Source organism: Limimaricola sp. G21655-S1, from assembly GCF_027213785.1.
Lineage (GTDB): Bacteria > Pseudomonadota > Alphaproteobacteria > Rhodobacterales > Rhodobacteraceae > Limimaricola.
Genome location: NZ_JAPWGO010000013.1, coordinates 62,469 through 75,331, shown reverse-complemented (window position 1 = coordinate 75,331; position 12,863 = coordinate 62,469). Strand labels below are relative to the sequence as shown.

The 12,863-nt window shown below is 67.0% G+C and carries 15 protein-coding genes; 6 read left to right on the top strand and 9 right to left on the bottom strand.

The features are described from left to right. Positions 1-69: 69 nt before the first annotated feature. From O4G76_RS13515 to O4G76_RS13505, 3 genes are all read left to right on the top strand, one after another. The gene (locus tag O4G76_RS13515) at positions 70-1,773 is read left to right on the top strand and encodes a bifunctional sulfate adenylyltransferase/adenylylsulfate kinase (RefSeq protein WP_269397826.1); all 1,704 of its coding nucleotides are present in this window, start codon (positions 70-72) and stop codon (positions 1,771-1,773) included. Between the two features lie 165 nt (positions 1,774-1,938). Then, positions 1,939-2,526, top strand: a complete 588-nt coding sequence (locus tag O4G76_RS13510) for a TetR/AcrR family transcriptional regulator (protein WP_269397825.1) — start codon at positions 1,939-1,941, stop codon at positions 2,524-2,526. Next, complete coding sequence (locus O4G76_RS13505) at positions 2,523-3,467, top strand: DMT family transporter (RefSeq protein ID WP_269397824.1); 945 nt, start codon at positions 2,523-2,525, stop codon at positions 3,465-3,467. The genes O4G76_RS13510 and O4G76_RS13505 overlap by 4 nt, the downstream gene beginning before the upstream one ends. 107 nt (positions 3,468-3,574) lie before the next feature. Here O4G76_RS13505 and O4G76_RS13500 read toward each other — a convergent pair whose 3' ends face one another. Together O4G76_RS13500 and O4G76_RS13495 are read right to left on the bottom strand one after the other, a co-directional pair. Beyond that, a complete protein-coding gene (locus tag O4G76_RS13500) occupies positions 3,575-3,811 on the bottom strand; it encodes a DUF1150 family protein (RefSeq protein WP_085897120.1) in 237 nt (78 codons plus the stop codon). After that, positions 3,808-4,227, bottom strand: a complete 420-nt coding sequence (locus O4G76_RS13495; protein ID WP_085897121.1) for an Hsp20 family protein — start codon at positions 4,225-4,227, stop codon at positions 3,808-3,810. The genes O4G76_RS13500 and O4G76_RS13495 overlap by 4 nt, the downstream gene beginning before the upstream one ends. Before the next feature lie 160 nt (positions 4,228-4,387). Between O4G76_RS13495 and O4G76_RS13490 the strand changes: the two genes are divergently transcribed. The 3 genes from O4G76_RS13490 to O4G76_RS13480 all read left to right on the top strand — a co-directional run bounded on the left by O4G76_RS13490 (position 4,388) and on the right by O4G76_RS13480 (position 6,246). After that, the gene (locus O4G76_RS13490; protein ID WP_085897122.1) at positions 4,388-4,606 is read left to right on the top strand and encodes a YdcH family protein; all 219 of its coding nucleotides are present in this window, start codon (positions 4,388-4,390) and stop codon (positions 4,604-4,606) included. 64 nt (positions 4,607-4,670) lie between these two features. Beyond that, a complete protein-coding gene (gene purE / locus O4G76_RS13485) occupies positions 4,671-5,156 on the top strand; it encodes a 5-(carboxyamino)imidazole ribonucleotide mutase (protein ID WP_085897123.1) in 486 nt (161 codons plus the stop codon). Continuing rightward, positions 5,149-6,246 carry a 5-(carboxyamino)imidazole ribonucleotide synthase gene (locus O4G76_RS13480; protein ID WP_269397823.1) on the top strand — a complete coding sequence of 366 codons (1,098 nt, stop codon included), beginning with the start codon at positions 5,149-5,151 and terminating at the stop codon, positions 6,244-6,246. Before purE ends, O4G76_RS13480 begins: the two co-directional genes overlap by 8 nt. On the opposite strand, the gene O4G76_RS13475 is transcribed toward O4G76_RS13480, so the two are convergent. The 7 genes from O4G76_RS13475 to O4G76_RS13445 all read right to left on the bottom strand — a co-directional run bounded on the left by O4G76_RS13475 (position 6,243) and on the right by O4G76_RS13445 (position 12,843). Next, positions 6,243-7,088: an NAD(P)-dependent oxidoreductase gene (locus O4G76_RS13475; protein ID WP_269397822.1), complete on the bottom strand. Its 846-nt coding sequence runs from the start codon at positions 7,086-7,088 to the stop codon at positions 6,243-6,245. The two genes, O4G76_RS13480 and O4G76_RS13475, sit on opposite strands and share 4 nt — an antisense overlap. Further along, a complete protein-coding gene (locus tag O4G76_RS13470; protein ID WP_269397821.1) occupies positions 7,085-7,921 on the bottom strand; it encodes a glycosyltransferase in 837 nt (278 codons plus the stop codon). Before O4G76_RS13470 ends, O4G76_RS13475 begins: the two co-directional genes overlap by 4 nt. Then, positions 7,918-9,138, bottom strand: a complete 1,221-nt coding sequence (locus O4G76_RS13465) for an NAD-dependent epimerase/dehydratase family protein (RefSeq protein ID WP_269397820.1) — start codon at positions 9,136-9,138, stop codon at positions 7,918-7,920. Before O4G76_RS13465 ends, O4G76_RS13470 begins: the two co-directional genes overlap by 4 nt. 130 nt (positions 9,139-9,268) lie before the next feature. Continuing rightward, positions 9,269-10,327, bottom strand: coding sequence for a branched-chain amino acid ABC transporter permease (locus tag O4G76_RS13460; RefSeq protein WP_269397819.1), 1,059 nt, complete (start codon positions 10,325-10,327; stop codon positions 9,269-9,271). Further along, on the bottom strand, positions 10,324-11,367 hold the full coding sequence (locus O4G76_RS13455) for a branched-chain amino acid ABC transporter permease (protein WP_269397818.1): 1,044 nt from the start codon (positions 11,365-11,367) through the stop codon (positions 10,324-10,326). The genes O4G76_RS13460 and O4G76_RS13455 overlap by 4 nt, the downstream gene beginning before the upstream one ends. Then, positions 11,364-12,086, bottom strand: coding sequence for an ABC transporter ATP-binding protein (locus O4G76_RS13450; protein ID WP_269397817.1), 723 nt, complete (start codon positions 12,084-12,086; stop codon positions 11,364-11,366). The genes O4G76_RS13455 and O4G76_RS13450 overlap by 4 nt, the downstream gene beginning before the upstream one ends. Beyond that, the gene (locus O4G76_RS13445; RefSeq protein WP_269397816.1) at positions 12,079-12,843 is read right to left on the bottom strand and encodes an ABC transporter ATP-binding protein; all 765 of its coding nucleotides are present in this window, start codon (positions 12,841-12,843) and stop codon (positions 12,079-12,081) included. The genes O4G76_RS13450 and O4G76_RS13445 overlap by 8 nt, the downstream gene beginning before the upstream one ends. Positions 12,844-12,863 lie beyond the last annotated feature (20 nt).

The window sequence follows — 12,863 nt, the reverse complement described above, 5'->3', positions numbered from 1 at the left end:
CTTGAATTGGGGCCGATGCGCGGTCTAGGAGCGGCACAGACCCCCCGGCCCCCTGGAGATATTGTTTTGATGGCCTCGAACCTCGCCCCGATCCCCGAGCTGTATGTTTCATACGAGTCCGCCCAGAAGCTGAAGGTCGAGGCCGGAAACCTCGCCTCCCACGACCTGACCCCGCGCCAGATCTGCGATCTCGAGCTGCTGATGAACGGCGGCTTCAACCCCTTGAAGGGCTTCCTCACCGAGGAGGATTACGACAGCGTCGTCGAGACCATGCGCACCAAGGACGGCGCGCTCTGGCCGATGCCGGTGACGCTCGACGTGTCCGAGAAATTCGCCGACACCGTCGAGCTGGGTCAGGACATCGCCCTGCGCGACCAGGAGGGCGTGATCCTCGCCACCATGACGGTCACCGACAAGTGGGTGCCCAACAAGTCGCGCGAGGCCGAGAAGGTCTTCGGCGCCGATGACCTCGCCCACCCGGCGGTGAACTACCTGCACAACCACGCCGGTGCCGTCTATCTCGGTGGCCCGATCACCGGCATCCAGCAGCCGGTGCATTACGACTTCCGTGCCCGTCGCGACACGCCCAACGAACTGCGCGCCTATTTCCGCAAGATGGGCTGGCGCAAGATCGTCGCGTTCCAGACGCGCAACCCGCTGCACCGCGCGCATCAGGAACTGACCTTCCGCGCCGCCAAGGAAGCGCAGGCCAACCTGCTGATCCACCCCGTCGTCGGGATGACCAAGCCGGGCGACGTCGATCACTTCACCCGCGTACGCTGCTACGAGGCGGTGCTCGACAAGTACCCCTCCTCGACCACCCACCTGTCGCTGCTGAACCTCGCCATGCGCATGGCCGGCCCGCGCGAAGCGCTGTGGCACGCGATCATCCGCAAGAACCACGGCCTGACCCACTTCATCGTCGGTCGTGACCATGCCGGCCCGGGCAAGAACTCCGAGGGCGAGGATTTCTACGGCCCCTACGACGCGCAGGAGCTGGTGCGCCAGCACCAGGAGGAGGTCGGCATCGAGATGGTCGACTTCAAGCACATGGTCTACGTGCAGGAGAAGGCGCAGTACTACCCGATCGACGAGGTCCCCGAGGGCGCGACCGTGCTCAACATCTCGGGCACCGAGCTGCGCCGCCGCCTTGCCGAAGGGCTCGAGATCCCTGAGTGGTTCTCCTTCCCCGAGGTGGTCAAGGAGCTGCGCCGCACCAAGCCGCCGCGCGCCAAGCAGGGCTTCACCGTGTTCTTCACCGGTTTCTCCGGCTCCGGCAAATCGACCATCGCCAACGCGCTGATGGTCAAGCTGATGGAGATGGGCGGTCGTCCGGTGACGCTGCTCGACGGCGACATCGTGCGCAAGAACCTCTCCTCCGAGCTCGGCTTCTCCAAGGAGCACCGCGACCTCAACATCCGTCGCATCGGCTATGTCGCCTCCGAGATCACCAAGAACGGTGGCATCGCGATCTGCGCGCCGATCGCGCCCTATGCCGCGACCCGGCGCGCCGTGCGCGAGGATGTCGAGAACTTCGGCGCCTTCATCGAGGTGCATGTCGCCACCTCGATCGAGGAGTGCGAGAAGCGCGATCGCAAGGGCCTCTACAAGCTCGCGCGCGAAGGCAAGATCAAGGAGTTCACCGGCATCTCCGATCCCTATGACGTGCCCGAGAACCCGGAACTGCGCGTAGAGACCGAGGGCACCGATGTCGACAACTGCGCGCATCAGGTGATCCTGAAGCTGGAACAGATGGGCCTGATTGCAGGCTGACGCCCGGCTCGAAGGCCGCGACGCGGCCTTCAGGCAAAGGACATCACGAACAGCCGGCCCTCGGGCCGGCTGTTTTGTTGTGCCCTCCCATGCTTCGGCCAAATGAGTTGACGAGATGACCGCCACCTGAATAGGTAGACCGGTCTACCTACCGCGAGAACCGACATGACCGAGACAGGTGTTCGTTCCGGAACCGCGCGCGACCGGCTTCTACGGGCCGCTGCGATCCTGTTCTATGATGAGGGCATCGCTGCGACGGGGATCGACGCGATCACCCAACGGGCCGGCGTGGCGAAGCAGAGCCTCTACAACAACTTCGCCTCGAAGGCCGAACTGGTCGCGGCCTATATCGACCATCGGCACCGGGAATGGCTCGACCTCTACGCGCGACGAGCAAGGCAGGCCCCTACCCCGGTCGAAAAAATTCTCGCGGTCTTCGACGCTTACGGCGACCACGCCGAATGCGCCTATGAGCGTGGCTTTCGGGGCTGCGGCCTGCTGAATGCCGCAGCCGAATTCAGCTCCAAGGACGCCGGTCGTAAAGCCGTTCGTCGGCACAAGGAAGAGGTGGAGGCAATTCTCGTCGCGCAACTCGCCGAGATTCTGCCCGACGACCTTGATCGCGCGCAGAGGCTCGCTGTGCATCTGGCTTTCCTGCTCGAAGGCGCCATGGTCCGGGCCGGTCTCGAAGGCTCCGCCGAACGGGTCGGGCAGGCCCGTGCCATGGCCCGGCAGATGCTGGACTCGCTATGAGCGGGGGGGCACGGGGCCCCGGACATGGCGTCGGGGTGATCTGCTGCATGCTCGCTGCGATCGCCTGGGGCACCACCGGCACAGCCGCCAGCTTTGCGCCGGGCGTGTCCGCGGTGGCGATCGGCGCCGCGGCGATGGGGTTGGGCGGGCTGATGCAGGCGATGGTCGCCTGGCGCGGCATCCACAGGGGCCGAGGCGCGCTTTTGCGGCACCGGTGGCTCCTGATCGCCGGGGCGGTCTCTGTCGCGCTCTACCCCCTCGCCTTCTATTCCTCGATGCGGCTCGCGGGCGTCACCATCGGTACGGTGATCTCGATCGGATCGGCGCCGCTCATCTCTGCGCTTATCGAGAACCGGCTGGAGGGAAGCCGACTGACATTCCGCTGGGGGATCGGTGCGCTGATCGGCCTCGCGGGGATGGTGCTTCTGAGCCTCGCCGAAACTGATCATGCTGCGATTGCCCCGAACATTCCGATGGGCGTCGGCCTCGGCCTCGTCGCGGGGGGCACCTATGCCCTTTATTCCTGGACCGCGCGCCGCGTGATGCAGCGCGGCGTTTCCGCCCCGGCGGCGATGGGCGCGACCTTCGGGCTGGGCGGGCTGCTCCTGCTGCCGATTCTCATAGCGACCGGCGCGCCCTTTCTCGAAAGCGCGCGGAATTTCGGGGTTGGCGTCTACATGGCCGTGGTGCCGATGTTCCTGGGCTACATCGCTTTCGGCCAGGGGCTGGCGCGCATCTCCTCAAGCCTCGCCACGACGATCACCCTGCTCGAACCGGTGGTCGCGGCGCTGCTTGCCGTTCTGCTTGTCGGAGAGAGGCTTCCGCCCTCCGGCTGGACCGGCGTGGCGCTGATCGTGGGCTGCCTGTTCTGGATCACGATACCGGTGCCATCCCGACGCGATGCGCCACGTCCTGCGGCGCCTGTCGTGGACCCGGCCTGACGGCACGGAAAGGCCCGTCGCCGTCACGGGCAACGGGCCGGGAGATCGAAGGGGTAAGAGCCTAGTCCCCAGACTCCAGCCCTTTCAAAGCCGGTAGAAGGCGCGGCTCAGTGCAACGTCATCGGCTGCATGTCGTGCTGACGCGCCAGGGTGAAGGCGAGCTTGCGGTCGGCCACGAGGGCAAGCTGCTGGCCGTCGCTGTCATGTACCGCGAAAAGCACCTCGAGCCCCTCGGCCTGCTCCTGCACCTCCTCGGGAAGATCGGCGACGCTGACCGGCTTGACGTAGACGAGCCGGCTTTCGTCATCGGCGGAGAGCTTGTGATGGCGGAACTGGGTGTTCATTTTCCACTCCTCTTGATGCGGATCGTCTGCACGACGCTGTCGGCGGGCTGACGGGAAAGGTCGATATGCAGAAGGCCGTTCTCCATCACCGCCTCGCCCACCTCGACGCCATCCGCGAGCACGAAGCTGCGCTGGAACTGGCGGGCGGCGATGCCGCGATGCAGGAACACGCGCTCCTCGGCGCTGTCGGATTGTCGTCCGCGCACCACGAGCTGGTTGTCTTCCACGGTGATTGACAGATCCGCCTCGGCAAAGCCGGCCACGGCCAGCGTGATCCGATAGGACCGCTCCGAGGTCTGCTCTATGTTATAGGGCGGGTATCCATCTCCCGACGCCTTCGCGGTACGTTCGACTAGCCTTTCGAGCTGTTCGAACCCCAGAAGGAAGGGGTGTGTCCCCAATGTCAGCTTCGTCATGCGACACGTCCTTTTGCACAAGCGACCGTCCATCAGCGGCCCCGGCATCGGCAGCCGCTTGGTTTCAATATGGGAGGCGAAAATCCGCCTTGCAAGGTGCGGGGCTAGGCGGGCCGTGGCGCAGCAACTATGATGTGGCAAAGACGTAGGGCAGACGAGCATGAACAAGTCGGCGAAGATGGAAGAGATCGAGGTGCTCCGGGTGGAGCTCGAGGTGCTCAAGCGCGAGCACCGCGATCTCGACGAGGCGATCCACGCGCTCGAAGAGCGTGGCGGGGCCGACATGCTGCGGCTGCGCAGGCTCAAGAAGCAGAAGCTGCAGCTCAAGGACAAGATCGCCCGGATCGAGGACCGGATATTGCCCGATATCATCGCCTGATCCGCTTGCCGTTGCGTCCCGCCACGGTGTAGTCCGCCTGCATCGGCAACGAGGGGACACGGGCATGGGCGTGAAGGTCGGCATCATCATGGGCAGCCAGTCGGACTGGGCGACGATGCGCGAGGCGGCGGCCATGCTCGACGAGTTGGGCGTGGAGCATGAAACGCGGATCGTGTCGGCGCACCGCACCCCGGATCGGCTGTGGGATTATGGCAAGACGGCGGTGGACCGGGGCCTTCAGGTGATCATCGCCGGGGCTGGGGGCGCCGCGCATCTGCCGGGCATGATGGCCTCCAAGACCCGCGTGCCCGTGATCGGCGTGCCGGTGCAGACCCGCGCGCTGTCGGGCGTCGACTCGCTCTATTCGATCCTGCAGATGCCGCGCGGCTTTCCGGTCGCGACCATGGCGATCGGCGCGGCCGGTGCCGCCAATGCCGGGCTGATGGCGGCGGGCATCCTCGCTTTGCAGGACGCGGCACTGGCGCAACGGCTCGACGACTGGCGCGCCGCGCTTTCGGCCTCGATCCCGGAGGAGCCCATCGATGACTGAGACGCTCACTCCCGGCACATCCAAGCCGCTCGCCCCCGGCTCGACCATCGGCATTCTCGGCGGCGGCCAGCTCGGCCGGATGCTCGCCCTCGCGGCGGCGCGGCTGGGGCTGAAATGCCATGTCTACGACCCTGCACCGGGCGGTCCCGCGGCCGAGGTCTGCGCGGCCTCGACCACCGCGACTTGGGATGACGAGGCGGCGCTGCGCGCATTCGCCGGGGCCGTCGATGTCGTCACCTACGAGTTCGAGAACGTCCCGGCCGCCTCGCTCGACCTGATCGAATCCCTCGTGCCGATCCGCCCGGGCCGCCGCGCCCTCGCCGTGAGCCAGGACCGCATCGACGAAAAACAGTTCCTGCAGGATCTCGGCCTGACCACCGCGCCCTTCGCCGCCGTGGACGATGCGACCACGCTCGACGCCGCGCTGTCCGAGATCGGCGCGCCCGCGATCCTCAAGACCCGCCGCTTTGGCTATGACGGCAAGGGACAGGCCCGGATCATGGCCGCGGACGAGGCCGAGACGGCGCTGGCGGAAATGAACGGTGCGCCCGCGATCCTGGAGGGCTTCGTGGAGTTCAGCCACGAGGTCAGCGTCATCGGCGCGCGCGGGATCGACGGCGCGGTGGCCTGCTTCGACCCGGGCGAGAACCGGCACGAAGACGGTATCCTGCGCGAAACCACGGTACCGGCCCGGCTCTCGGCAGCGCAGCGCACCGACGCGGTGCTGCTGGCCGCCAGAATCCTGACCGCGCTCGACTATGTCGGCGTGATGGGGGTCGAGCTTTTCGTCACGCCGCAAGGCCTCGTGGTCAATGAGATCGCGCCACGCGTGCACAACTCGGGTCATTGGACGCAGGATGGCTGCCTGATCGACCAGTTCGAGCAGCACATCCGCGCCGTAGCGGGCTGGCCGCTTGGTGATGGTGCGCGTCATTCCGACGTGGTGATGGAGAACCTGATCGGCGACGAGGTCGACCGCATTCCGCAGATCGCGGGCACCCAGTCGGCGATCCATCTCTATGGCAAGGCCGAAGCGCGGCCCGGTCGCAAGATGGGCCATGTCAACCGTCTCACCGGCCCGGTACGCTAGAGCATCTCGCGCAGCGCGGCGTCGAGCCCCTCCATGCCGCGCGGCCGCCAGCCCAGATCCCGCAGCCGGTCGCAGCGCATGGCGCTGACACGCGACGCGTCGGCCCGCTCGGGCAGCGCCCCGTCCCGCCCGACGATCCGGGCCACCCTCTCCAGCAGGTCGTGCCGGTCGAGCGTGATGTCCGACGCATTGAAGCTGCGCGAGGCCAGCGCCCCCTCGGGCGCCTCCAGCAGCAGCGCTACCGCCGCCGCCAGGTCGTCGCCATGCAGCTCGGTCGCCACGCGCGGCGCAACGGGCTCATTCGCGAGGAAGGCCTCGAACAACCCGCGCCACTTGTGATCCGGCCCCGGCCCGTAGATGCCGGTGGCGCGAAGGCTCGCCGTCGTGAAACCGGGCCCAGCCAAGGCCGAAAGCTCCTGCTCGACCGCCCATTTCATCTCGCCATAGAGCGTGTCCGGGCGCGGTGGGAGATCCTCGGTCAGCTCCGTACCGGGCGGGTACTCGCCATAGACCGCGCGGCTCGACAGGAAGACGATGCGGCGCAGACCGGCCGCCTGCGCCTCCTTGAAGAGCCGCAGCGACCCGTCGCGGTTCAGCCTCAGAAATCCCTCGGGATCATCTCCCTCGCCGCCGCGATACCGGCCCGCCAAGTGGGAAAATGCGGCATGGACCAAGGCATCGCAGCCGTCGAGCGGCGCGATTTCCCCCAGCTGCCAGCCACGCCATTCCACGCCGTCGGCAGGTCGTCGGCCGAGTGCCACGACCTCGTGGCCTCGCGACGCGAGACCGCGCAGCAAGAAGCGCCCGACCAGCCCCGATGCCCCGGTCAGCGCGATCTTCACGACGGGTTCGGCAGGGCCGCGAGGTCCGGGACCGGCCCATCGCCCGCATAGCCACGCCACAGATCGATCAGGGGCCGCAGACGGTCGGCCTTGGCATGGTCCTGCCATGGCTTCTCGTACTGGAAATGCAGCACCCTGATCTGCTCCCAATTCCACAGATCGGGCAGGTTGAACCAGACGTATTGCAGGGTGTTGCAGGTCACCGGCAGGCCGTGCCAGTCGGGAAAGAAGTCCTGCAGGAACGTCTGGTCGGTGCGCCGCCAGAAGGCGCCGGGCGCATCGAGCCGCGACAGCATCGCCTCATAGGTCGCGGTGTCGGGCCGGGCGGTGAACACGCCGGAGTTCATCCGGTGAAAATCGCCCAGACCTTCATAGACGTTCGGCGCGGCACAGAACTCGGGATAGTCGAACAACTTGTCGATCGGTCGCAGCACCAGCGTGTCGGCGTCGAGAAAGACCACTCGGTCGTATTCGGAAAGCTGCCACAACCGCAGCTTCGCGAAATTGTCGAGAGGGGTGTGGAAGGCCGGCTTCTCGCCCTTGGTGAAGGGGGCGGCCCCGTGCAGAGCATCGCGCGCATGCGCCGCGTTGAAGGCCTCGGAGGTCGGCAGTAGTTCGGTCGCGATCAGCCGCGCACCGCGCGCCCGCAGGGGCGCAAGGTCGGCCTCCGTCACGCCGCCGGTGTGCAGCACCACGATGTCGGCATCCGTGCCGCTTAGCTTCAGCGAGCGGATCAGCGCCCGCGCCCCCAGTGCGAAATCGGCATTGGTGACGAGGGTGACAAAGGCCCGGCGGCTGCGCGCCGGGCCCTCCGGTCTCAGCCCCGCGCTCACGAGGCGGAGCGCAGCGCCCGGCCCTCGGGATCGCGCTCGACGCGCGCGCCGAGGTCGCGGGTCCAAGCCGAGACGGCGGGCACGCGCGAGCGGTCGATCCGATGCGCGTATTTCTTCGCCACCTCGACCACCTCGTCCAGAAGCCCCTCCTGCAGGGTGATCGGCTCGAGGCCGAGCTTCAGGAACTGGTCGTTGCGCACCACGAGCTCGTTCTCCTCGGCCTCCTTGCGCGGGTTCGGCAGGTAAGCAACGCGCGCGCCGGTCTTCTTGGCCACCATCTCGGCCAGGTCACGCACGCGATGCGTCTCGGTCATCTGGTTGAAGATGCGCACCCGCTCGCCCGATTTCGGCGCGTCGCCCAGCGCCAGCTCGATGCAGCGCACCGAGTCCTGGATATGGATGAAGGCGCGCGTCTGGCCGCCGGTGCCGTGGACGGTGAGCGGGTGGCCGATCGCGGCCTGGATCAGGAACCGGTTCAGCACCGTGCCGTAATCACCGTCGTAATCGAAGCGGTTGATCAGCTGCTCGTGCCGCCGGGTCTGGTCGGTATGGGTGCCCCAGACGATGCCCTGATGCAGGTCGGTGATCCTGAGGCCGTCGTTCTGGGCGTAGAACTGGAACAGGATCTGATCGAGGCTCTTGGTCATGTGATAGACCGAGCCGGGCTTGGTCGGGTAGAGGATCTCCTGTTTCGCCTTGTCGCCTGCGAGGGTTTCGACCTCGACATCGAGATAGCCTTCGGGGATCGCCGCGCCGACGCTCGAATAGCCGTAGACGCCCATGGTGCCGAGATGCACCAGATGCGCGTCGATGCCGGTCTCGACCAGCGCCGCCAGCAGGTTGTGCGTCGCGTTGGTGTTGTTGTTGACCGTGTAGGCCTTGTGGCGGTCGGACTTCATCGAATAAGGCGCGGCGCGCTGCTCGGCGAAATGGATCACCGCGTCGGGCTTTTCTTCGGCCAGCCAGGATTTCAGCCGCTCGTATTCCTTGGCCAGATCGATCAGGTGAAAGGGCAGGCGCCGCCCCGTCAACTCGTGCCAGATGCGGCAGCGCTCCTGAATCGAATCCATCGGCGTCAGCGACTGCACGCCAAGCTCGGTGTCGATCCAGCGACGGCTGAGATTGTCGACGATATGGATCTCATGGCCCTGTTCAGACAGGTGCAGGCAGGTCGGCCAGCCGACGAAACCGTCGCCACCGAGAATCGCGATCTTCATGTAGTGCCCCCCTTGGTTCATGCCCGGAACCTTGCAGGCCCCGGTGACAGGGCGACGACGCCCCGTGCTATCGGTCCGGCATGATGCATGGGGCGCGACGAAACGCCAGCCCGTCCCGGCGATGCTCCGCCTATCGCGCGGCCCGCGCCCTGAGACGCCCGACGATGCCGGTCGGGAAGAAATAGACCGAGAGGATGAACAGCACCCCGAGCCACAAGAGCCAGCGATCCGGGTCGAGGAGCCGCGACAGGATCGGCAGCGCCTCGGTCGCTCCGGCGGCCAGCGCCATGAGGTTCTGCAGGTAGGACTGCGCCAGCACCATCAGCGTCGCCCCGAGCGCCGCACCCCAGATCGTGCCCATGCCGCCGATCACCACCATCAAGAGGATGTCGAGCATGATCTCGAAGCTCAGCGTCGTGCCGGGGCCGACATAGCGCAGCCAGATAGCCCAGAGGCTGCCCGCCAGCGCCGCGAAGCCTGCCGAGAGGCAGGTCGCGGTGACCCGGTAGCGCACCACGCGGTAGCCGATCGCCTCGGCCCGAAAATCGTTCTCGCGGATCGCCTGCAGCACCCGCCCGAAGGGAGAGTTGACGATCCTCAGCATCAGCAGGAACAGCACCAGCGAAATCGCGAAGACGAGGTAGTAGTTCAGGATCTTGCCGGTGATGGTGACGCCCGCGATCTCCAGATCGAGCCGCATCGCGGGACCGAGTGCGCGTGGGATCTGGTAGACCAGCCCGTCCTCGCCCCCGGTGATCGCGCTGAGCTGGCTCGCCAGCACGGTCACCGCAGAGGCCACGGCCAGGGTGATCATGGCGAAGAAGATCGCCCGCACGCGCAGCGAGAACAGCCCGATCACGAGAGCCAGCGCCACCGCCGCGGCAAGCCCTGCCAGCGTGCCCACGCCTAGCGCCGCGAAACCGCGCCCCATATGGGTCGAGGCCAGCGCCACGCCGTAGGCGCCGAGCCCGAAGAACATCGTGTGCGCGAAGCTGACGATGCCGGTATAGCCCAAGAGCAGGTCGTAGCTCGCGGCGAGCACGACGAAGATGCAGATCCGCGCCGCCGTCTCCAGCGCACGGACGCCCGGAAACAGGAACGGCGCGAAGGCCAGTGCCAGCCCGATCGCGATCAGGATCAGCGCGAGAATGGTGGAACGGGGCCCGTCGTTCGAGAACAGTCGGATCATTTCGCCCTCACCACCGGCAGCATGCCTTCGGGCCGCCACATCAGGATCGCCGTCATCAGGCCGATATTCGACACCAGCGCCAGCTTGGGCGCGAGGAAGGCGACGTAATTCTGCAATAGCCCGACCATCAGCGCGCCGATGAAGGCGCCCTCGATCGAGCCCAGACCGCCGATGATCACCACGACGAAGACGAGGATCATCATCTCCTCGCCCATGCCGGCGGTGATCACCTCCTGATAGAGGCTCCACATCACCCCGCCCAAGCCCGCCAGCGCCGAGCCCGCGACGAAGGTGCCGACGAAAACCAGCCGCAGCCGGTAGCCCAGCGCCTCGACCATCTCGCCATTCTGCACGCCGGCGCGCACGATGAGGCCGATCTTGGTGCGCCGCAGCACCAGCCGCATGGTGACGAACAGCACCAGCCCCACGGCGACGGCAAGCAGCCGGTAGGTCTCGATCGCCGCTCCCGCGAAGAGCGTCACGCCCTTGAGCATCTCGGGGCGCGTCAGAAAGATCTCGTCAGGCCCCCAGACCACGTGGATCATCTGCTCGATCACGATCAGCCCGCCGACGGTGACGAGGATCTGTCGCAGATGCGCACCGTAGACGGGGCGCACCAGCACCCGCTCGAACCCCCAGCCCAGCGCGCCGGTCACCGCCATCGCCGCGATCACGGCCGCCAGTACCGCGGCCATGTTGAGCGCGAGAGAGGCGGCGCCGGTCCAGTCGCCCAAGCCCGCCAGCACCGAGATGCCGACGAAGGCGCCCACCGAGATGAAGGCGCCGTGACCGAAATTGATCACGTCCATCAGCCCGAAGACCAGCGTCAGCCCGGAGGCCATGACGAAGATCATCATGCCCATGGCCAAGCCCGAGACGGTCAGCGTCAGCCATGTCGGCCATGTGCCGATCAGCGCCAGCCCGACCAGCGCCAGCACCGGCAGCAGCAGGAACGGCGCCGATTTCGCCAGCTTGTCGCGGGGCGACAGCGCCGCGAATGTCGGTCGATGCGCCGGGGCGCCCTCGCTCTGCACGCTCATGCGCCCTCCACGCTCAGCCCGAGAAGCCTCGACTGCAGCTTGGCATCCGTGGCCAGTTCGGCCATTGCGCCGGTCCAGACGATGCGGCCGCCCTCCATCACCGCGGCACGGTCGCCCAAGGCCCGCGCCACCGCGAAATTCTGTTCGACCAGCAGGATCGACGCGCCCTCGCGCTTCAACTCGCGCAGCGCTGCCGCCATGGTCGAGACGATCGCCGGGGCCAGCCCCTTGGTCGGTTCGTCGATCAGGTAGAGCCGACGCTCCTCGGCCATGGCGCGAGCAATGGACAGCATCTGCTTCTGACCGCCCGACAGCGTGCCCGCCGGCGCGCGCCAGAACGTGGCGAGCGGCGGGAAGGCCGCGAAGATCCGGTCGCGACGCTTGGGCGACAGCGGACCGGATGCGGCGGCCAGCGTCATGTTCTCCTCGACCGTCAGGTCCGAGAAGATGCCCATGTCCTCCGGCACGAAGCCGAGGCCCATCCGCGCGATGGCGGGGGTAGGCATCCTCGTGATGTCCTGTCCGTCGAACAGGATCCGCCCCGATTTCGCGCGCCAATGACCGATCACGCTCCGCAGCGTCGTGGTCTTGCCGACGCCGTTTCGCCCCAGAAGCATCGTCACCTGTCCGCGCGGCACCTCGAGATCGACGCCCGAAAGGATGTGGTAGCGGCCGATATCGGTCTCGACCCCCTCGAGCGTCAGGATCGGCTCAGACATCCTCCAGCTCCCGCCCCATATAAGCTTCCTGCACCACCGCCGAGGCCATCACCGCCTCAGGGGGGCCGTCGGCGGCGAGCGCGCCGTTGTGCAGCACGATGATCCGGTCCGCGAGGCTGCGGATCACGTCCATCTTGTGCTCGACCAGAAGGATGGTGCGGTCGGCCCGCGCCTTGAGCCCGGCGATCAAATCGAGCACCACCGGTGCCTCGTCGAGCGACATGCCGGCCGTGGGTTCGTCGAACATGTAGACCAGCGGATCGAGCGCGATCAGCAGCGCCACCTCCAGCTTGCGCTGATTACCGTGGCTCAACTCCGAAACCGGCTGCTCCGCCAGTGCCTCCAGCCGCAGCCGCGCTAGGAGTTCCTCGGCCTCGCGCGTCACCTCGCGATCCGAGCACGCCAGCCGCAACAGCGAGAATCCGCGACCGCGCCGCGCCTGCACCACCAGCCGCAGGTTCTCCAGCACCGAGAGGCCGGGAAACAGGTTGGTCAGCTGGAACGCGCGCCCGAGCCCGAGACGACAGCGCTCCGACACGTTCATCCGGGTGATGTCACGCCCGGCCAGCCGTACCCGGCCGGCGCTGGCGGCGATCTGACCGGAGATCAGGTTGAAATAGGTGGTCTTGCCGGCACCGTTCGGCCCGACGATGGCGGTAAGTTCGCCCGCCCGAAAGCCGCAGCTCACCGCGTCGACGGCGACATGACCGCCGAAACGCACGGTCAGATCCTTGGTTTCCAGAAGCATCGCGGTCATGGTCTCGCCTTCGGATGGGA